Raw genomic sequence first — 18,280 nt, 5'->3', positions numbered from 1 at the left:
ACCGGGACTCCCTGCCGGCAGGGAACGGGGATTGACTAGTGGTGGGTCGCTGTCCGCCGCCGCGGCCGGGACGTGACCGTCGAAGCCCAGAACTGACCGAAAGGCTGACTTTCCATGCTGACCTACGATTTCACCGGGCAGGTCGCGTTCGTGACCGGAGCGAGCGCCGGTATGGGCGCGGCGACCGCGCGCGCGTTCGCCGAGGCCGGCGCGGCTGTCGCGCTGGTCGACCTGAATCACAGCGCCGTCGACGCCCTCGCCGCCGAGCTTGCCGACCAGGGCGGTCAGGCGCTCGCGCTGCGCTGCGATGTCTCCGACGAAGACCAGGTGGCCGACGCCGTCACGCGGACCGTCGAGGCCTTCGGCCGTCTCGACATGGCGTTCAACAACGCCGGGATCATGCCGCCACCGGCGGACGCGGCCGACGAGCCCGCGGAAGCGTTCGACACGGTCACGGCGGTGAATCTGCGCGGCGTGTGGGCGTCGATGAAGCACGAGCTGGCGCAGATGCGATCCCAGGGTTCCGGCTCGATCGTGAACTGCTCGTCACTCGGCGGTCTCGTCGGCGGCGCCGGCCGCGCCGCCTATCACGCCACCAAACACGGTGTGCTCGGGATGACGAAGAGCGTCGCGCTCCAGTACGCGCGCCTCGGTGTGCGGGTCAACGCCGTGTGCCCCGGCACCATCGCCACACCGATGGTCGACCGCATGAGCGCCGCGGGCGAACTGGATCTGGACGCCACGCTCGCGGGAACTCCGATGGGACGGCTGGGCGAACCGGAGGAGATCGCCGCCTCGGTCCTGTGGCTGTGCGGACCCGCCTCCAGCTACGTCACCGGTGTCGCGCTGCCCGTCGACGGCGGCTTCACCGCACAGTGAGTCCGGTCCGTCAGCCGTCCGTCCGTGTCCTCTCGGAGGCGGACGTGACGGCGTCTCCGTATTCGCCTGCCGCCCAGGAGGCGAGCAGCCGCAGCCGTTCCGCGGACGGCGATCCGGGCTCGGCGGTGTAGATCGTGAGCGTCAGCCCCGGTTCGGCCGCCATCTCCAAGCCTTCGAACGCGAGCGTCAGCTCCCCCACGATCGGGTGATGGAAGGTTTTGAAGCCGGTGCCGTGATGGCGGACGTTGTGCGCACCCCACCGGCGGCGGAACTCGTCGCTGCGGGTACTGAGTTCGCCGATCAGGTCGTGCAGGTCCTTATTGTGCGGGTCGCGGCCCGCCTCCGCGCGCAGAATCGACACGGTCACCTCGGCGAACGCTTCCCAGTCCGGATAGAAGTCGTGGGCGCGGTCGTCGAGAAAGGTGAACCGGGCGATGTTCGGCGGCTGCCCGGGCATGTCGTAGACGTCCTTGTAGAACGCGCGTGCCAGGACGTTGACCGCGAGCAGGTCCATCCGCCCATTCCGGACGAACGCCGGGCCGGCACTGACCGCGTCCAACGCCCACTGCAGGCTCTGATGCGGCACCCACGACTTCGGATTCCGCCGCTTCGGCGGCCGCGCGACCGGGCTGGCCGCCTGCGCGAGATCGAACAAATGCGCCCGCTCCGCGTCGTCCAGCCGAAGTGCCGTGGCCAGACTCGCCAGGACTTCCGGGGACGCTCCGCGGATCGCCCCGCGCTCCAGCCGTGTGTAGTACTCGACACTCACCCCGGCCAGGGTCGCGACCTCGCTGCGGCGCAAACCTTTGACCCGGCGGTTCGTCCCGGCCGGCAGCCCGGCCTCCTCAGGCGTGACCTGGGCGCGCCGCGACGTCAGGAATTCGCGAACCTCCGCACGATTGTCCATCTCCCCACGGTAAGTCAGCGTCCCGCACCTGAAGGAGTCCCTCGCGGTACCACTATCGAGCGTGGCTGCTCCGCGCGCGTGAAGCGTGGTGTCGTGTTAGGACGGAAGAACGTCGATGTGAGGAGTACCCGTGCGCGCCGTCGTCATGCACGCCCCCGGAGATGTCCGGGTCGAGAACATCCGGAAGCCGTCGATCGCCGAGCCGACCGACGCGATCATCCGCGTCACCGCCGCCTGCGTCTGCGGCTCAGACCTGTGGCCCTACCGCGGCATCGAGGACCTGAACGGGCCCACGCCGATGGGCCACGAGTACGTCGGCGTCGTCGAGGAGATCGGTGACGACGTGCGCGACATCGCGGTGGGCGATTTCGTCGTCGGGTCGTTCGTCGCCTCCGACAACACATGCGAGATCTGCCAGGCCGGGTTCCAGTCCCGCTGCGTCCACCAGGTGATGATGGGCTCGATCGGCACCCAAGCCGAATACGCCCGGATCCCCCTCGCCGACGGCACCCTCGTAAAAGTGCCCGGCACCCCGACCCCCGCCCAGGAACGGAGCCTTCTCGCCGCCTCCGACGTGCTCGGCACGGGCTGGTTCGCCGCGGTCGCCGCCGAGGCGGGCCCCGGCAAGACCGTGGCGGTGGTCGGCGATGGCGCGGTCGGGCTCCTGGCGATCCTCGCCGCGAAACGCCTCGGCGCCGACCGGATCATCGCCATGTCCCGCCACGCCGACCGCCAAGCCCTGGCGCGCGGGTTCGGCGCGACCGACATCGTCACCGAACGCGGCGACGAAGGCGTCGCGAAGATCAAGGAACTCACCGGAGGCTACGGCGCGCACTCCACCGTCGAGGCCGTGGGCACGCAGGAATCCATGCTGCAGGCCATCCACTCCACCCGCCCCGGCGGGCACGTCGGCTACGTCGGCGTCTCGCACGGGGTCGAACTGGACGGCCTCGACCTGTTCTTCGCCACCGTGCACCTGCTCGGCGGGCCCGCCCCGGTGCGCCGGTTCCTGCCCGAACTGGTCGACCTCATCATGACCGACCAGATCGACCCCGGCGTGGTCTTCGACCTCACCCTCCCGCTCGACGACGCCGCCGAGGGATACCGGGCGATGGACGAACGCCGCGCCACCAAGGCGTTGCTCACCCTCTGACCTCGTCTCGGCGCCCGCGAGACCGCAACCGGCGGCCGGTCAGCCGCGGATCAGCGGCCGGTAAGGACTCCTTCCTAATCTGCGGGCGACCGACCAGCCGAGGGGGAAGCAGACCGTGCCCGATTTCGAAGTGGAACTGACCGAACTGCATCAAGCGGCCATCAATCTAGGGAAGGGTGGCGAGGTCATCCTGAGCGCCTCGTTCGGGGCGGGAAAGGCCGACATACCGGATCTCCCGGCGCCAGCGAGCGTCATCCCCCGAGCGGACGGAAAGGGGCACTACGCCGTGCCCAAGCTCGAAGCGCCGGACAACGCGTTCGGCCGCGAGCTCGGCTTCGCGGACATCGCCCGCGCCTATGACACCTATCGGATGGAGCTGGAAGGCCAGCTCAGAACGCTGGGAGACCATACGGCCGACCTCGCCGACGCGTTGGGGAAGGTGGCCGAGATGTACCGCGTGGCCGATCAGGGGCTGAGCCGATGAGTTTCTTCGATGATCTGCTCGATCCTCCGTTCGACCCCAACGAGATCGACCCGGACCTGCACGACGCTCTCGGGTCGATCGTCGAGCATCTCGAGCTCCTGGACCACTTGTCCGCGATTCACGTCCACCCCGATGCCCGCGAGGAGGTGACGTCGCTGTTCCGCGATGTGTCGGACACCGACGTCAGGCAGCTCGAAGAGCTCATCGAAACCCTGCACCGGACGTGGTACCGGCTCGGCCACGATTACCCCTCCGCTTTCAAGCTGGCGACCGACCAGCTCGTGAACTGGTCCGGCATCGGTGCGACCGCCGCCAAGGAGCGCATCGAGCGAGCCAAGGAGGCGATCGGGATCAGGGTCAGCAATCTCAGCCAGCTCGAAGCCGGCGCGGTGGCCGCGCACGACATCGCCGTCGCGGCCAGGGAAGACCTGAAGAAGCTGGCCGAAACCTTCGAGGAGTCCACCAAGCAGTTCGCGGCATCCCAGCACACGAAAGCGAATTTGGGCCTGAAGGTCCTGTCGGGGGGCCTGGGTGGGGCCGTCACGGGTCTGCTCGCACTGACCCTGGCCCCGCCGAGCGGGGGGCTCACCCTCATCGCGGCAGGCGCCACCGGGGCGGCAGGTGCCGCGGGAGGGATGCTGAGCGCGGGGATCGCGGAACTGGCCGCCGATCCGGTGCAGCTGGCCGGTGGCTCGCCGCTCGAACTCTCCGAGTCGCTGATGGAGAAGGTCACCAAGATGCGACTCGGCATGGAGCACGCGAACGGCGAAGTCGCGGCGAAGCTGCGGCAACTCACCGAATTGGCCAGAGGGGACGAAATGCCCGAGCCGCTGGACCTGATCCCTGGCGGGAACTTCGACCCGGTGACCTTCCGGACGGACGAAACACCCGCCGCGCTGATCCAGAACCTGCAGGAAGCACAGCACCCCAAGGGCGTCGCCGACGGCATCGCGCCCATGGATCCGGGCAGCACGGTCTCCCGCCGGCTGTCCGGCCTGGCGGGGTAGCGACTGCAAAGTGTTTCCCCGCAAGAGGAACTAATCGAAGCCGGGCACAGTCGACACCGTTATGGAACTCGGTGTGCTGGGCCCGGTGGAAGTCACCAAGGACGGCCATCAGGTCCCTCTCGGCGCGGCTCGGCTGCGATGCGTGCTCGGCTTGCTCGCCCTCGAAGCGGGCCGGGTCGTGCCGACCGCCCGGGTCGCCGAGGCGCTGTGGGGCGATCGGCCGCCGCGCGGGCAGGCCAATTCGATCCAGGTCACGGTCTCGAAGCTCCGCCGGGTGCTCGCGGGCGGGGCGGCCATCACCCGGCGCGGCCAGGGCTATCTGCTCGACGTCGAACCCGGAGCCGTGGACCTGCACCGGTTCCGGAGCGCGGTGGCGACGGCGGGCGTGCTCGGCGCGGGGCAGGACGTCCGGGCGGAGGCGGTCCTCGCCGACGCGCTGCGGCTGTGGCGGGGCGCCCCGCTGGCCGACGTCGACTCGGATCTGATCCGCCACCGGCTCGTGCCGTCGCTCGAACAGGAATGGCTCAGCGCCCGGCTCGACCACGCCGAGGTGACCCTGCGCCTCGGTGGACACGCCAAGGCGCTGCCCGAGCTGACGGCGCTGGCCCGGCAACATCCTCACCAGCAGCGGCTCGCCGCGCAACTGATGCTCGCGCTCTACCGCGACGGCCGTCCCGACGACGCCCTGTCGGCCTACCGGCGCCTGCGGGCGGATCTGGGGCGGCACAGTGGGCTAGAGCCTTCCCGCGAGCTCCGGAAGCTGCACCAGGACATCCTGCGCGCCGATCCGGCACTGGATCCGCCCGCCGCCGAAGCCGCCCGCGTCACCCTGCGCGCGGTGAAGCCCGCACAGCTGCCGCTGGCCGTCGCGGAGTTCACCGGACGGGACACGGAGGTCGCCCGGCTGCTCGGTCACGCGCGCGCCGGGTCGATCTCCGCGCTGGCGGGGCAGGGCGGCGTGGGCAAGACCGCGCTGGCACTCCGGGTGGCGCACGAACTGGCGGCCGAGTTCCCGGACGGTCAGCTCTATGTCAACCTCGGCGGCGCCCGGCCCGGTCCGCTGGAACCGTCGAAGGCGCTTGTCGGGCTGCTCTCCGCGCTCGGCGTGCCGAGCGGGCTCCTGCCGGACCGGCTGGAGGAACGCTCGGCACTGTTCCGCAGTCTGCTCGCGGGCCGCCGCCTCGTCATTTTGCTGGACGACGCGGCGAGCGAAGCCCAAGTGCGGCCCCTGCTGCCGGGCACTCGCTCGGCGGTCGTGCTGGTGACCAGCAGGACCTCCTTGCTCGGGCTGGAGGGCACCCGCCACGTCCGGCTGGACGTGCTCACCCGCGGGCAAGCCGTCGAACTGCTCGCCAAAGTAGCCGGGACCACCAGGATCGGCGACGAGCCGGAAGCGGCCGCGGAACTGGCCGGGCTGTGCGGCCACCTGCCACTGGCCGTCCGGGTGGCCGCGGCCAGGCTCGTCGCCCGGCCGCGCCTGAGCGTTTCGCAGCTCGTCCGCCGTCTCTCCGACGAACGACGGCGCCTGGACGAGCTCGTGGCAGGCGACCTGGCCGTGCGGGCCAGCCTGCGGCTGAGCTACCAGGGGCTGGCCCCGCGGCTGCGTCACGCGTTCCGGACCTTCGCGCTGCTCGGAGTGCCCGACTTCGCCGCGTGGGCGGGCGCCGCGATGCTCGGCGTGTCCGCCGCGGAGTCCGAGGAACTACTCGAAGCGCTCGTCGACGTCCACCTGATCGAAGTGTCCCATGTGGACACGACGGGACGGGCGCGATACCGGTTCCACGACCTGACCCGGTTGTTCGCCAGGGAATGCGCGTTCGAGGAGGACGATGCGGCGATCCGTGCCCAATCCCTCCGCCGGGCGGTCGGCTGCTGGCTCGCGCTGGCGGACGACGCGAACCGGCGCCTCCCGCACCCCGTGCTGGACCCGATCGCCGGGACCGCGCCCCGACCCGGGCTGACCGAAGGCTGTACCCAGGAACTGCTCGCCGATCCGATCGCGTGGTTCGACGCGGAACGCACCTCCCTGCTCGTGCTGGTGCAGGACGCCGCCGAGGCGGCCTGCCCGGCGCCCGCGTGGGAAGCCGCCCAGATCTCCGCCGGCTACCTCGCGATCCGGAACCTGCGCGACGAATGGGCCGAGACGAACCGGTCCGCGCTGCGGGCGAGCACAGCCGCGGGCGATCGGCTGGGCGAAGCGGTCACACTGCGAGGCCTCGCCCTGCATGTCTTGCCGGTGGACCACCGGGCGGCGCATGAGCACGCGGACGCGGCGTACCGGCTGTTCGCCGGACTCGGCGAACGCCGGGGTCAGGCGGACGCGCTGCGGCTGTGCGGCGCCGCGCTCCGGCTCGCCGAGCGATCGGACGAAGCGTTGGAGTGCTTGGAAAAGGTGGTCGCGACCGCGGGCGGCGAAGCATGGGTGAGCACCGTGAGCGCGTTGATCCTGATGGCGCTCATCCACCGGGACGCCGGACGGCTCGACGAGGTCGCGCCGTGCCTGCACCGGGCAAGGGGGCTGGCCCGGCGGCTCGGGGACGAGCCGAGCGAGGCGTTCGCCTGGCTGCTCGAAGGTTCCGTGCTCAGCACCCAGGACAAGACCGGCGCCGCGGTCGCCGCGTTCGAACGGGCGCTGGCGTTGTTCCGCGCGCTCGGCCACCGGGCGACCCAGGCCATGACGCTCGTCTACCTCGCTTGCGGCTACACCCGCCAGGGCGATGCGCGCGCCCAGTCCCTCCTCGACGAAGCTCTGCGGCTGGCGAAGGACCGCGGTCCCGAGCCGACCGGCTCGATGGCGGTCGGCTCGCTGGTCCGTTTCGTCTTTCCCAGCGCCGAATTCGAGCGTGCTCTGGCGGTGCTCGTGGCGACCGTGCGCCGGGACCGGCCTGCCAGCGTGGGTCTCGTACCCGAACTCTTCCGCGAGCTGGGCGACTCCTACCAGGTGATGGGTGAACCCACGAAAGCCGACGACGCCTGGGAACGGTCCCGGCACCTTCTGGCGACCCGGTTGTGACGGCTCCAAGCCGGGGCCGGCAAAGGCTAGTCACCCGGGTGGGAGCTATGGCGCGCACGTATCGACGTTGTCCGGAAGTTGTCCGCTGATGTTGTCCGCCCTCGCAGGTGAATACCGGACAACTCGTCGCGGAGCTAACGTCGAATGGTGGGCTCTGCCACGACGGGTCCGGTTCAGCACTCCAGTTCGCAGGCGGGAGCATTGTCACCGCGTGGTACGACAAGCGCTCAGGTCCCATGGTCACCCGGTATGTCCGTTCCTGGCACGAACTCGGATCCACACCAACACAAGGGGAGAAATGATCATGCGCACGACACTGACCAGACGACTTCTCATTTCGGCCACGGTCGCCGTCGCCTCCATGGCCGGTATCACGACCACGGCCATCGCGGGCCCGGTCACCGCGACGCCCGAACAGTGCGGCTACGCCCAATCGCGGCACAACATCGGCAACGGAGAGATCACCGGCGACATCACCGGCACCCAGGGCCGCCCTGGCAAGATCGGCGTCGGCTACGCCAAATTCGGAGGTAGCCCGGTCACGATCAAGATGGGCTGGGAGAACAGTGCGGGAGTTCGATTCCCCTGGAACGAGACGCGGACTATCGCCGCGGGCGGGGGCTGGTTCGGACCGGTCTGGGACTCCTGGCTCGACAACAAGCCGATCAGGCCCTACGTCTGGGTCGTAGGAGCACCGAACCCGATCTACGGTGCACCTGTCACGGCCTCGAGCTGCTGACCGACACACCGCCACGGGAATACAAGATTTTCCACTCCCATGGCCTTCCCGGGCGAACCACGATCTCCTGAGCAACCGGCCGAGCGGCAAGTTCGGCCGCTGCGGCACGTCGCGCCGGGACTACGCGCTCTTCACGCGCACGGAGGATGGCTTCAGCGCTCGCCGGCGCCGAAGCCATCCTCCGCCGGGCTCCCCGGCTACTTGGGTGCGTCCCCCTCAGGCGAGGGTCGCGCCATAGGCGGCGAGGACGGGCCGCAGTGGCTGGAAGAAGCTGACTTGGCTGTTCCCGCCGGACAGGACTCCGTAGCCGACGCCGGCGTAGAACAACGGGCCGCCGCTATCGCCGCTCCCGATGGGGATGTCGGTGGCGATCGTCCCGACGACCTGCTTGCCGTTGCCGTAGTTCACGGTCTGGTTGAGGCCGAGCACCTTCCCGCACGTCTTCTTCGTGGTCATGCCGCTCTTGCACACCCGCTGCCCCACCTGTGGAGTGCCCGCGCGCAGGATCCGCTGGGTGCTGCCGTCGTAGAGGTTGACCCGGCTGTGCCCGGAGCCGGAGAGGTCCCGGATGCGGCCGTAATCGGTCACTGGGAAGTGCGTGTCCACGTTGGGGCCGATGCCTTGCCAGTCGAGCCCGTGTTCGGTGCAGTGCCCGGCCGTGAGGATGTACCGGACGCTCTTGACGAGGATCGCGAAACCGGCTGAGCAATAGTACGGTTCACGGCCCGGTCCCGGCGAGACGGTGTACATCGCATCACCGCTGTTCACTGTCGACTGCTTCGCCGCACCGACCGCGGACGGCGCCGCGGACACGACTGGACAGGCCAACAACGTGGCCGCGACCGCGGCGATCAGCACCCCGGCTTGCTTACGGCGTGAGTAGCCGAACATGGTGATGTCCTTCCATCCACAAGAGACTGGATACGTGCGACCAGTCCAGTGCCACGCGGGCGGCGGCACAATCGGAGTCAGCCTGACGAGTGATCGGAAGCCATCGCCCACGAAGGGGACCCGGTTGCCTATGATCGTGTGGTCGCCGGGGTGGTCCGGCCGGGGCGGGGGGGGACTTGATGAGCCAGTATTTTCAGGTCGGGGACCGTGTCTTGTGGAACCCGTCGAACGGGGTTTCCCAGCTGTTCCTGCGTTCGGCGGAGGCGCTGGCCCCGGTTGTCGACCTGCCGACGGGGATCGGTGCGATGGTCTCCGACGAGTGCGAGATCGACATGAAGGTCTTCGAGGTCTTCGTGAACGCCTTGGTCCAGCGGTATCGGCAGTCGACTCATCCGATCCTGCGGTCGCTGATGGAGGGGTTCGTCGCCACGGCCCTCGTCATGGTCGAGCGGGGCAGGGGCAGTGTCCCGGCGCTGGACGCGGAGCCCGGCCCTGATGTTCGAGACATCTCCCTCGGCCATGACGGTATCGGCGCCCGTGCCCGCCCCGAGAGGCTCGCGGAGCTATGCGCGGATCATTCGCGGGCGATGCCGTACTGACCAGGTGACGTAAGCCCGAAGTCCTTGCAGGCAAGAGAGAATGACTCATAGCCCGCACCGGCGTGAACACCGCGCATTGGACGCCGCGGCGGGTCGAACGGCATCGCCGGATAGGCCGTACGGGCGTATCGACCGGCAGTTTCGGCGCTTTCCGTCGCGTCGGCCACTGAGGACACATAGTTTGCAACCGGCGCACTTGTCCGTCCACAACTAACCGGGGGAACAACCCAGGCGACTCGTGCTCGGCATCGCAGCGGCCGGGCTCACCGCCTCGACCGTGGATGGCCGGGTGCTCCTCCTGACAGACACCACTCTCCTTGCCCAGTAAGGGATTCAACATGCGCAAGTGGATGACCAGATTACTCGTGGCGGGCGTGCTCGCGACGACCTCCGCGGCCGGCGCCGTGGCGGCGAACCCGGCCGGCGCGGCCGACGGCGTCTCGACCGCGGCCGCCGAGTCGACGTTCCCGCTCGCCGACCCGGACACCGTCCAGGCGAAGGACGGCACGTACGTCACTTACGGCACCACGGTCGGCGAGGGTGTCGGCGCCCGGTGCGGCGTGACCGGCAAACTGTTCGTGCCGGTGCTCGTGCACGGCTCCGGCAACACCGTCGGCGTCGGCACCTGCGCGTCGGCCGACGCACTGCCCAACGGGCCGGGCAGCTGGGCCGAGGGCAATATCTGGGCGCCCGGTGTCGTCCGCTTCGGCGACACCTACTTCATGTACTACACCGCGACCAAGCGGGGCACCGGCCAGAAATGCATCGGCCGCGCCGTCTCGGGCAGTGCACGGGGACCGTTCACCAACCCCGTCGAGTGGGCGTGCCCGGGCGACGGCCGCTGGGCCATCGACGCGAACCCGTTCGTCTCGGGCAGCGAGATGTACGTCGCCTACCGGGACGACGCGATCACCTCGTACCCGGAGACCGGCATCTCGGTCGTGCGCACCCAGTCCAACGGCATGGCGGAGTGGGCTACCCGCCGGGACGCGTTGAAGAGCACCGACATCGGCTGGGAGACCACCCGGATGAGCGGCGGCACCCACGTGATCGAGAACCCGTCGATGTTCAAGTCCGCCGACGGTTACTGGTACCTGGCCTACTCCGGCAACAACTGGGACAGCGCACGGTATTCGACCGGCATCGCCCGGTGTGGCACCGGCCCGATCCCGTCGACGCGCTGCACACCACGACAGAACGGGGCCGAGCGGCCCTACTTCGGATACACCGGCACCGGGGGCCTCAACCCCTACCGCGGCCTGCCCGGCAACCACCCCGGCCCGGGCGGGATGGACTTCTTCCAGGCTGCCAACGGCCAGTACCACGCGGTTTACCACTGGTGGAACGGCACCCGCCGGTTCCCGATCGTGGCGGTGGTCCTCCGTAACGACGGCGGCTTCTACCTCAGCTAAGAACCGTTCCCGGGCAGGGGCCAGGCGACGTTGATCACCTGCCCGGGGCCGGTCGCCCACCATCTGTTTTCGCAGGTCTGAAGCCCTGCTCCTCCTCGGAGGGGCAGGGCTTCGGTCATTCAAGGACGACCCGCCGGATCCGGCTCGTCGGCCCGCGACGAGCCGCGCTCGCCGTGCTGAGGTAGCCCGCGTGAGGGAGCGGACGAGCGACCGCACCGCCGCTTGCAGGCACTTTGAACCCGCCATCAAACCGTTACCCCGTTCGGTCTAACGGCGTCGTATCTTTCGGATCAACGACTCTGACGGTGATCACGTATCGGAAGAGGGCAGGAAAGAAGTCTCGTGTCTTTCCCGCGGTCGGCGCGGTCGCGGAATCACCCAAAGGTGCGAGCAAGGCGAGATCGGCTCTCGCCAAGGCGCGTCATCGGCGCAAGGCCCGGACGTTTCACCGGGACAGCGCGACATCGTGAAAATTTCGCTTGCCGGGCAAGGCGAACGGTACCCATCGTCCGATATCGACACCGCCTGCCGGCTTCGTCTTCGACGGTCGAGGTCGATCCGTCGACGGAACGATCCTGGAGAACGTGGCGATGAACGCTGCCGTCAAACGACTGTCCACAATAGACAGAGAGATCCGGTCCGAGCGCGGGTATCTGTGTTTCCCTCCCGCGGGAGGAACGGTTCTCGGCCTGCGCGGCCTCGCTCACGCCTCGTCCGGGGCCGAGGTCTGGGCCGTGGAGTATCCCGGACATGGCGATCGTCTCGCGCAGCCTCCCGCCGAGTCACTCGAGGAGCTTGCCGAAGAGATCGCGCTTGAGTCCCTCGGCCGCTTCGAAGACGAAGGGTTCTCGCGAATCGCGCTGATCGGGTTCAGTATGGGCGCGTTCGTCGCGCTCGAGGTGGCCCTGCGTCTCCAGACCCGCGGACGTACGGCACCGGCGGCGTTGGTGGTCGTCGGCGTATGTGCGCCGCAGCGCCGGATCCCCGGGAAGTACGCGGACTCCACCGAGGGCGGGTTCCTCGACGGGATCGGCCACCACCACTCCCCCGAACTCCGGGCGTACGCACTGGAACTGTTCCTCGCCGATCTGAGGTTGACCACCGCCTACTCCGGCCCCGCGCCGGAAACGCTGTCCTGTCCGATCATCGCGATCCGGGGCGAGGCCGACCCGGCCTTCGCGGCCGGCGCCGATTCGCTCCGGGCGTGGCGCGCGTGGACGTCCGGATGGTTCATCGATTGTGTCGTACCAGGGGCTCACCTCGGCGTACTCGCGCCGGGCAGGGAGGCCGGCTTCTGGCATCTGATCCGTCGCGTCCTGTTCGACATGGAGCCGGGAGATGAGTGACCCGGCACCCTCCCTTGTGCACGGCACGCGACGACGGCTTCCCCACGTCACCTGGTGCGACCTGTTCGAGTACCGGGCAAGGCGGACCCCCGACCGCGTCTGCCTCGTCGCCGACGAGGTCGCCTGGACATTTCGCGAACTCGACCGCTGGGGTGATCGGCTCGCGCAGGTCCTGGGTGACGCGGGTGCGGTGCCGGGAACGGTGGTGGCTTGCGCGATGACGAGATCGGTGCGAGCGGTGCTGGGCGTGCTCGCGACGGCGAAGGCGGGCGCGGCCCATCTGCCGATCGACCCGGCTCAGCCCGCCGCCCGCGTCGATGCGATCCTCACCGACGCCTGTCCCGCCGTGGTGCTGACCGACGTCGCGAGCCTCGCGGCACGGGCGGACGTGCTCCTGTCCGTTGAGGACTGGCGGAAAGAACTCGCGGGCCGCGACGGGCCTCGGCTGCCGAGGACCGCCAAGGGCCCGGCGTACCTCATCTACACCTCCGGCTCGACGGGGCAGCCCAAAGGGGTGCTGGTAGGACACCGGAGCCTGGTCAACCTGTACGGCGAGCTCGCCGGACGGTTCTTCCCCGCGGGTCACGGACCGCAGCGGGTGGCGCACGGTCTGCCGCTGGTCTTCGACGCGTCGTGGAACCCGTTGTCGTGGCTCGCGGGCGGGCACGAACTGCATCTGGTTCCCGATTCCGTCCGCGCGGATCCCGGCTCCTATGTGGACTTCGTGCGGGAGCACCGGTTGTCCGTCGTGGAAGCGGTGCCCGCGCAGATGTCGGCGCTCCTGGACGCCGGGTTGCTCGACGGACCGGCTCGTCCGCGGTTGCTGCTGATGGGCGGGGAGGCCATCGGGCAGGACCTCTGGTCACATCTGCGTGGCGCCGCGGAGGTCACCGCGGTGAACCTCTACGGCCCGACCGAGTGCACGGTGTTCACCACGTCCTGCGGCCTCGGCGAACGCGCGACGCCGTCGATCGGGCGGCCCATCGGCAACACCACCGCCCAGGTCGTCGACGAGGACCTGCGGCCGGTGCCGATCGGGGAGCCCGGCGAGCTCCTGATCAGTGGATCCTGTCTCGCGCTGGGTTATCTCGGCCGGCCGGGGCTGACCGCGGATCGGTTCGTCACCACGGGAGAACGCGGATACCGGACCGGCGACCGGTGCCGCCTCATGGCCGACGGCCACCTGGAATGGCTGGGCAGGCTGGACGATCAGGTCAAGATCCGGGGCCATCGCGTCGAGCCGGGTGAGGTGGAGCAAGCGCTGCTCGCGTCTCCCGGCGTCCGGCAGGCCGCGGTCCGGGTCGAAGGTGCCGAGCCGCGGCTGGTCGCCTACGTCGTGCTCGACACGGGAACCGCGGCGCGGTTGAGGGAACGACTGCGGGCGCTGCTACCGGCCTATCTGCTGCCCTCCGCCGTAATCCCGCTCGACGCCATGCCCCTCGGGCCGACCGGGAAGATCGACCGGGCCGCCCTCGCCCCGCCCGTCACGGTACGGCGGACGGTGGTGCTGACCTCCCCGCAGGAACTCGTCGCGTCCGCGTTCCGTGTCCAGCTGGAGATTCCGGCGGTTGACGCGGACAGCGACTTCTTCGATCTCGGCGGGCACAGTCTGTCCGCCGCGGCGCTCGCCGTCCGGCTGCGGACGTTGGGCGTGCCGTGTTCGCTGCGGGACGTCCTGCTCCGGCGCACGGTCGCCCGGCTCGCCGAACTCGTGCCCACCACTACGAAAGGAGCGACGCCGTCATGGACGACTACGACGTGATCGTCGTGGGCGGCGGGCCGGGCGGCGCCACCGTCGCCGGGCTCACCGCCGCGGAAGGTCACCGGGTACTGCTGCTGGACAAGGACCGCTTCCCGCGCTACCAGATCGGGGAATCCCTGCTGCCCGCCACGATCCACGGCATCTGCGCGATGCTCGGCGTGCGCGACGAGATCGAGCGGGCCGGATTCGTCCGCAAACGGGGCGGCACCTTCAAATGGGGCACCGGTGCCGAACCGTGGACGTTCTCCTTCGCGGCGTCCGACCGCATGGCCGGGCCCACGTCGTACGCCTATCAGGTCGAGCGCTCCCGGTTCGACATGCTCCTGCTCGACGGCGCCCGCCGGCTCGGCGCCGAGGTCCGGCAGGAACATCGGGCGCTCGGCACGATCCGGACCGGCGAACGGATCGGCGGCGTCCGCTATCTCGACGACGCCGGGCACGAACGGCGAGCGACGGCCAGGTTCGTGGTCGACGCCTCGGGGAACGGCAGCAGGCTCCACCACGACGTCGGCGGAACCCGCGAGTATTCGCCGCATTTCCGCAACCTGGCGCTGTTCGGCTATTTCGAAGGCGGCCACCGGATGCCCGCGCCCGACGCCGGGAACATCCTGTGTGTCTCGTTCCCCGACGGCTGGTTCTGGTACATCCCGCTGTCGGACACGTTGACCAGCGTCGGCGCCGTCGTGAAACACGAGTCCGCGGACCGCGTCCAGGGCGATCCGGACGTGGCCTACCCGGCGCTGATCGAGGATTGCCCGCTCATCAAGGAGTTCCTCCGGGACGCGCGCCGCGCGACCGAACCACCCTATGACCGGCTCCGCGTGCGGAAGGACTATTCGTACGACCGGACGGCCCTGTGGGCCCCGGGGATGGTGCTCGTCGGGGACGCCGCGTGCTTCATCGACCCGGTGTTCTCGTCTGGAGTACACCTGGCCACCTACAGCGCATTGCTGGCCGCACGCTCGATCAACAGCGTCTTGGCCGGTTTCGCCGACGAGAAGCGGTGTTTCGCCGAATTCGAAGCCCGCTACCGCCGGGAATTCGGGCTGTTCCGGGATTTCCTCGTCACCTTCTACAAGCTGGAGACCGACGAGGAAGACTACTTCGCGCACGCGCGACGGCTCACCGATCATCACGGGAGTGCCGACGAGGCCTTCGCCGATCTCGTCGGCGGCGTGTCCTCAAAGGACTTCTCCCGCGCGCTGTTCGGCGACGTGCTCGCCGAGGGTGTGCAGCTGCAGTTACGCGGCCTGCTCGGCGAAGCCGCGGGCGACGAGCCGCCGATGTTCCCCGGCGGGCTCGTCCCCACCGCGGACGGCAGGCGATGGCGGGTGCCCGATGCCTGACCTCGCCCTCCTGCTCGCCGCGCTCGCCGTGCTGCTGCCACTGGCCCGCTGCTTCGGCTGGGTGTTCACCCGGCTCCGGCAACCCGCCGTCCTCGGCGAGATCACTTGCGGGCTCGTCGTCGGCATCGCTCTGCAAGCGGGTCCAGGCCTGCCTGGCAGCGTCGAAACGACGCTGGACGCCCTGGCGCAACTCGGCCTGATCCTGTTCCTGTTCGGGGTCGGTGCCCGGCTCGCGCCGTCGATCACCGCGGCGCGGGTCACGGCGGCGTTCGTCCCGGCGCTCGGCGCGACCGTCGTCCCGGTCGTCCTCGGCGCGCTGCTGGCAGTGTGGCTCGCCGCGCGCCATGCCCCCGCCGGCGTCGTCCCGTTCGTCCTGTTCGCCGCCGCGGCCTTGGCGGTCACCGCCTTTCCCGTACTGGCGAGGATCCTGGCCGAACGCCGCATGCTGGACGACCCACGCGGCCGCTGTGCGCTCACCGCCGCCGCGATCACCGACGCGACGGCGTGGGCGGCACTCGCCTTCGTCGCCGCGTCCGTCCACAGTGGAACCGAGGTCTGGTCGCTACTGGGAGTGGTCCCGTTCCTGCTGGGCCTGCTCGTCCTCGCCCGCCCGTGGTTCGGCCGGACGCTGGATCGGTTGTCCGCCCCGGCCTCGGCCGTGACCATGGTCGTCCTCGCCTGCGCCGGGGCCGCGGTGACCGACACCATCGGCCTGCACGCCGCTGTCGGCGCGTTCCTCATCGGCGTCGCCGCCGGCCGTCCCGCGTCCCGGCACGACCCCGCCGCCGCGATCGCGCCCCTCGCGGCCCTGCTCGTCCCGCTGTACTTCGTCCTCATCGGACGGAAGGTCGACCTCGGTGACCTCGACACCACCCTGGTCACCGAAACCGTCGCGATCATCGCGGTCGCCGTCGTCGCCAAGGGCGGCGGCGCGTACCTCGGTGCCCGCCTCGCCGGACAAGCACCTCATCCGGCCGCGGTGTTCGCGACGCTGATGAACACCCGTGGCGTCACCGAACTCGTCTTCCTCAGCATCGGGCTCGGGCTCGGCGTCATCGACAGCGCCTTCTACACCGCGATGGTCGCCATGGCCCTCGTCACGACCGCCATGACCGGCCCGCTCCTCAACCACCTCGAACGGAACAAGGTGACCCGAGATGCCTGACCACCCTGCCGAACCGTGGCGGATCAAGATGGTCGAACCGATCCGCACCACCACCCGCGAACATCGCGAACGAGCACTCCGGGCCGCAGGCTGGAATCCCTGTCTGCTCCGCTCCGAAGACGTCTACATCGACCTCTTCACCGACTCCGGCACCAACGCCATGTCCGATCGGCAATGGTCGGCGCTCATGCGCGGTGACGAGGCCTACGCCGGCGCTCGCAGCTTCTATCTCTTCGAACAAGCCGTCCGCACCCACTACGGCTACGAACACGTCATTCCCGTCCACCAAGGCCGGGGCGGCGAGAACATCCTTTCCCGCTGTCTGATCCGTCCGGGCGCCCATGTCCCCGGCAACATGTACTTCCCCAGCACCCGCGCGCATCAGGAACTCAACGGCGCCACCTTCCACGACGTCATCATCGACGAAGCGCACGACCCCACCTCCGAACATCCGTTCAAAGGCAACGTCGATCTCGTCAAGCTGCAAGCCGTCATCGCCGAACACGGCGTCGCCATCCCCTACGTCTCGCTCGCCGCGACCGTGAACATGGCGGGCGGCCAGCCCATCAGCGTCGCCAACCTCACCGCCGCCTGCGACCTCGCCCACGCCCACGGCATCCCCGTCTTCCTCGACACCGCCCGCGCCGTCGAGAACGCCTGGTTCGTCAAACAACGCGAACCCGGCTGGGCGCACCGCTCGATCGCGGACATCCTGCTCGCCCTCTGCTCCCCCACCGACGGTGCCGTCATGTCGGCCAAAAAGGACTGTCTCGCCAACATCGGCGGCTGGATCGCCCTGCGCGACCCCGATCTCGCCGAACAGGCGCGCGGGCTCGTCCTGCTCTACGAAGGGCTCCACACCTACGGCGGCATGGCGGGCCGTGACATGGAGGCCATCGCGCAGGGCATCACCGAATCCGTCGACGAGGACCACATCCGCGCCCGCGTCGCGCAGATCGAGTACCTCGGCCACCGGCTCCACACCGCGGGTGTGCCGATCGTCCGGCCCCTCGGCGGCCACTGCGTCTGCGTCGACGCCACCGCCGTCCTCGGCCACCTCCCCCGCACCGAACTCCCCGGCCAGACCCTCGCCGCCGCCGTCTACCTCGAAGGCGGTGTCCGCGGCGTCGAACGCGGCACCGTCTCGGCCGGACGCGACCCGGCCACCGGCGAGAACCGTTACCCGCCCTTGGAATTCCTCCGGCTCGCCATTCCGCGCCGTGTCTACACCCAAAGCCACATCGACCACGTCGCCGACACAGTCATCCGTGTCCACAAAGACCGGCACCACATCACCCACGGACTCGCCTTCATCCACGAACCGCCTCACCTCCGGTTCTTCCAAGCCCGCTTCGCCCCGGCCGGCGGTACCGGCATCCACGCCGTGTGACCGGGCGTGCCGCGCACTCTTTTGGGAAGTCTGCACGGTTTCACAAGAGGGTCGTGAGTGGCATAGAGCGTTCCATTGAGGGGTAAGGCAAACGCGGCGTGGTCGGTGCGGGTGGTGGGGGGGGGGGGGGGGGGGGGGGGTAGACCACCCCCCCCCCCCCCCCCCCCCACGCCCCGGCCCCCCCGCC

At 69.6% G+C, this 18,280-nt stretch carries 15 protein-coding genes; 13 read left to right on the top strand and 2 right to left on the bottom strand.

From position 1 onward, the window contains the following. The first annotated feature begins 114 nt into the window (after positions 1 to 114). Positions 115 to 879 carry an SDR family NAD(P)-dependent oxidoreductase gene (locus ACIRGA_RS22495; RefSeq protein WP_400944067.1) on the top strand — a complete coding sequence of 255 codons (765 nt, stop codon included), beginning with the start codon at positions 115 to 117 and terminating at the stop codon, positions 877 to 879. A gap of 10 nt (positions 880 to 889) precedes the next feature. Here the strand turns inward: ACIRGA_RS22495 and ACIRGA_RS22490 are convergent, their stop codons facing one another. Next, on the bottom strand, positions 890 to 1,786 hold the full coding sequence (locus ACIRGA_RS22490) for a helix-turn-helix transcriptional regulator (protein WP_400944064.1): 897 nt from the start codon (positions 1,784 to 1,786) through the stop codon (positions 890 to 892). 130 nt (positions 1,787 to 1,916) lie between these two features. On the opposite strand from ACIRGA_RS22490, the gene ACIRGA_RS22485 reads away from it, so the two are divergent. The 5 genes from ACIRGA_RS22485 to ACIRGA_RS22465 all read left to right on the top strand — a co-directional run bounded on the left by ACIRGA_RS22485 (position 1,917) and on the right by ACIRGA_RS22465 (position 8,182). Next, positions 1,917 to 2,939 (top strand): zinc-dependent alcohol dehydrogenase family protein, encoded by a 1,023-nt coding sequence (locus ACIRGA_RS22485; RefSeq protein WP_400944061.1) that lies wholly within the window; start codon positions 1,917 to 1,919, stop codon positions 2,937 to 2,939. 115 nt (positions 2,940 to 3,054) lie between these two features. Beyond that, entirely contained in the window at positions 3,055 to 3,423 is a 369-nt protein-coding gene (locus ACIRGA_RS22480) for a hypothetical protein (protein WP_400944058.1), read from the top strand. Continuing rightward, positions 3,420 to 4,430, top strand: a complete 1,011-nt coding sequence (locus tag ACIRGA_RS22475; RefSeq protein ID WP_400944055.1) for a hypothetical protein — start codon at positions 3,420 to 3,422, stop codon at positions 4,428 to 4,430. The genes ACIRGA_RS22480 and ACIRGA_RS22475 overlap by 4 nt, the downstream gene beginning before the upstream one ends. Positions 4,431 to 4,491: 61 nt before the next feature. Continuing rightward, positions 4,492 to 7,443 (top strand): BTAD domain-containing putative transcriptional regulator, encoded by a 2,952-nt coding sequence (locus ACIRGA_RS22470; RefSeq protein WP_400944052.1) that lies wholly within the window; start codon positions 4,492 to 4,494, stop codon positions 7,441 to 7,443. Between the two features lie 304 nt (positions 7,444 to 7,747). Then, positions 7,748 to 8,182 carry a hypothetical protein gene (locus ACIRGA_RS22465; RefSeq protein WP_400944049.1) on the top strand — a complete coding sequence of 145 codons (435 nt, stop codon included), beginning with the start codon at positions 7,748 to 7,750 and terminating at the stop codon, positions 8,180 to 8,182. A 216-nt stretch (positions 8,183 to 8,398) separates the two neighbouring features. On the opposite strand, the gene ACIRGA_RS22460 is transcribed toward ACIRGA_RS22465, so the two are convergent. Then, positions 8,399 to 9,073, bottom strand: coding sequence for a S1 family peptidase (locus tag ACIRGA_RS22460; protein ID WP_400944046.1), 675 nt, complete (start codon positions 9,071 to 9,073; stop codon positions 8,399 to 8,401). 179 nt (positions 9,074 to 9,252) lie between these two features. Here ACIRGA_RS22460 and ACIRGA_RS22455 point away from each other — a divergent pair, with 179 nt between their 5' ends. The 7 genes from ACIRGA_RS22455 to ACIRGA_RS22425 all read left to right on the top strand — a co-directional run bounded on the left by ACIRGA_RS22455 (position 9,253) and on the right by ACIRGA_RS22425 (position 18,093). Next, positions 9,253 to 9,672, top strand: coding sequence for a DUF6086 family protein (locus tag ACIRGA_RS22455; RefSeq protein ID WP_400944043.1), 420 nt, complete (start codon positions 9,253 to 9,255; stop codon positions 9,670 to 9,672). Between the two features lie 350 nt (positions 9,673 to 10,022). Beyond that, entirely contained in the window at positions 10,023 to 11,084 is a 1,062-nt protein-coding gene (locus tag ACIRGA_RS22450) for a family 43 glycosylhydrolase (protein WP_400944040.1), read from the top strand. A 590-nt stretch (positions 11,085 to 11,674) separates the two neighbouring features. Then, positions 11,675 to 12,430 (top strand): thioesterase II family protein, encoded by a 756-nt coding sequence (locus ACIRGA_RS22445; protein WP_400944222.1) that lies wholly within the window; start codon positions 11,675 to 11,677, stop codon positions 12,428 to 12,430. After that, on the top strand, positions 12,423 to 14,192 hold the full coding sequence (locus ACIRGA_RS22440; protein ID WP_400944037.1) for a non-ribosomal peptide synthetase: 1,770 nt from the start codon (positions 12,423 to 12,425) through the stop codon (positions 14,190 to 14,192). Before ACIRGA_RS22445 ends, ACIRGA_RS22440 begins: the two co-directional genes overlap by 8 nt. Then, positions 14,174 to 15,538 carry a tryptophan 7-halogenase gene (locus ACIRGA_RS22435; protein ID WP_400944034.1) on the top strand — a complete coding sequence of 455 codons (1,365 nt, stop codon included), beginning with the start codon at positions 14,174 to 14,176 and terminating at the stop codon, positions 15,536 to 15,538. The genes ACIRGA_RS22440 and ACIRGA_RS22435 overlap by 19 nt, the downstream gene beginning before the upstream one ends. Continuing rightward, the gene (locus tag ACIRGA_RS22430; protein WP_400944031.1) at positions 15,531 to 16,703 is read left to right on the top strand and encodes a cation:proton antiporter; all 1,173 of its coding nucleotides are present in this window, start codon (positions 15,531 to 15,533) and stop codon (positions 16,701 to 16,703) included. The genes ACIRGA_RS22435 and ACIRGA_RS22430 overlap by 8 nt, the downstream gene beginning before the upstream one ends. After that, complete coding sequence (locus ACIRGA_RS22425; RefSeq protein WP_400944028.1) at positions 16,696 to 18,093, top strand: tryptophanase; 1,398 nt, start codon at positions 16,696 to 16,698, stop codon at positions 18,091 to 18,093. Before ACIRGA_RS22430 ends, ACIRGA_RS22425 begins: the two co-directional genes overlap by 8 nt. Positions 18,094 to 18,280: the final 187 nt, after the last annotated feature.

This window comes from Amycolatopsis sp. NPDC102389 (assembly GCF_044765885.1).
GTDB lineage: Bacteria > Actinomycetota > Actinomycetes > Mycobacteriales > Pseudonocardiaceae > Amycolatopsis.
Note: the sequence above shows the minus strand (reverse complement) of the source record. Positions and strands in the feature narration are given on the sequence as shown.

What these genes read in the sequence shown, in the direction of transcription:
- ACIRGA_RS22495 (WP_400944067.1), top strand. Translation starts at nt 115, where the DNA reads ATGCTGACCTACGATTTCACCGGGCAGGTCGCGTTCGTGACCGGAGCG.
- ACIRGA_RS22490 (WP_400944064.1), bottom strand. Translation starts at nt 1,786, where the DNA reads ATGGACAATCGTGCGGAGGTTCGCGAATTCCTGACGTCGCGGCGCGCC.
- ACIRGA_RS22475 (WP_400944055.1), top strand. Translation starts at nt 3,420, where the DNA reads ATGAGTTTCTTCGATGATCTGCTCGATCCTCCGTTCGACCCCAACGAG.
- ACIRGA_RS22470 (WP_400944052.1), top strand. Translation starts at nt 4,492, where the DNA reads ATGGAACTCGGTGTGCTGGGCCCGGTGGAAGTCACCAAGGACGGCCAT.
- ACIRGA_RS22465 (WP_400944049.1), top strand. Translation starts at nt 7,748, where the DNA reads ATGCGCACGACACTGACCAGACGACTTCTCATTTCGGCCACGGTCGCC.
- ACIRGA_RS22460 (WP_400944046.1), bottom strand. Translation starts at nt 9,073, where the DNA reads ATGTTCGGCTACTCACGCCGTAAGCAAGCCGGGGTGCTGATCGCCGCG.
- ACIRGA_RS22455 (WP_400944043.1), top strand. Translation starts at nt 9,253, where the DNA reads ATGAGCCAGTATTTTCAGGTCGGGGACCGTGTCTTGTGGAACCCGTCG.
- ACIRGA_RS22450 (WP_400944040.1), top strand. Translation starts at nt 10,023, where the DNA reads ATGACCAGATTACTCGTGGCGGGCGTGCTCGCGACGACCTCCGCGGCC.
- ACIRGA_RS22445 (WP_400944222.1), top strand. Translation starts at nt 11,675, where the DNA reads ATGAACGCTGCCGTCAAACGACTGTCCACAATAGACAGAGAGATCCGG.
- ACIRGA_RS22440 (WP_400944037.1), top strand. Translation starts at nt 12,423, where the DNA reads ATGAGTGACCCGGCACCCTCCCTTGTGCACGGCACGCGACGACGGCTT.
- ACIRGA_RS22435 (WP_400944034.1), top strand. Translation starts at nt 14,174, where the DNA reads ATGGACGACTACGACGTGATCGTCGTGGGCGGCGGGCCGGGCGGCGCC.
- ACIRGA_RS22430 (WP_400944031.1), top strand. Translation starts at nt 15,531, where the DNA reads ATGCCTGACCTCGCCCTCCTGCTCGCCGCGCTCGCCGTGCTGCTGCCA.
- ACIRGA_RS22425 (WP_400944028.1), top strand. Translation starts at nt 16,696, where the DNA reads ATGCCTGACCACCCTGCCGAACCGTGGCGGATCAAGATGGTCGAACCG.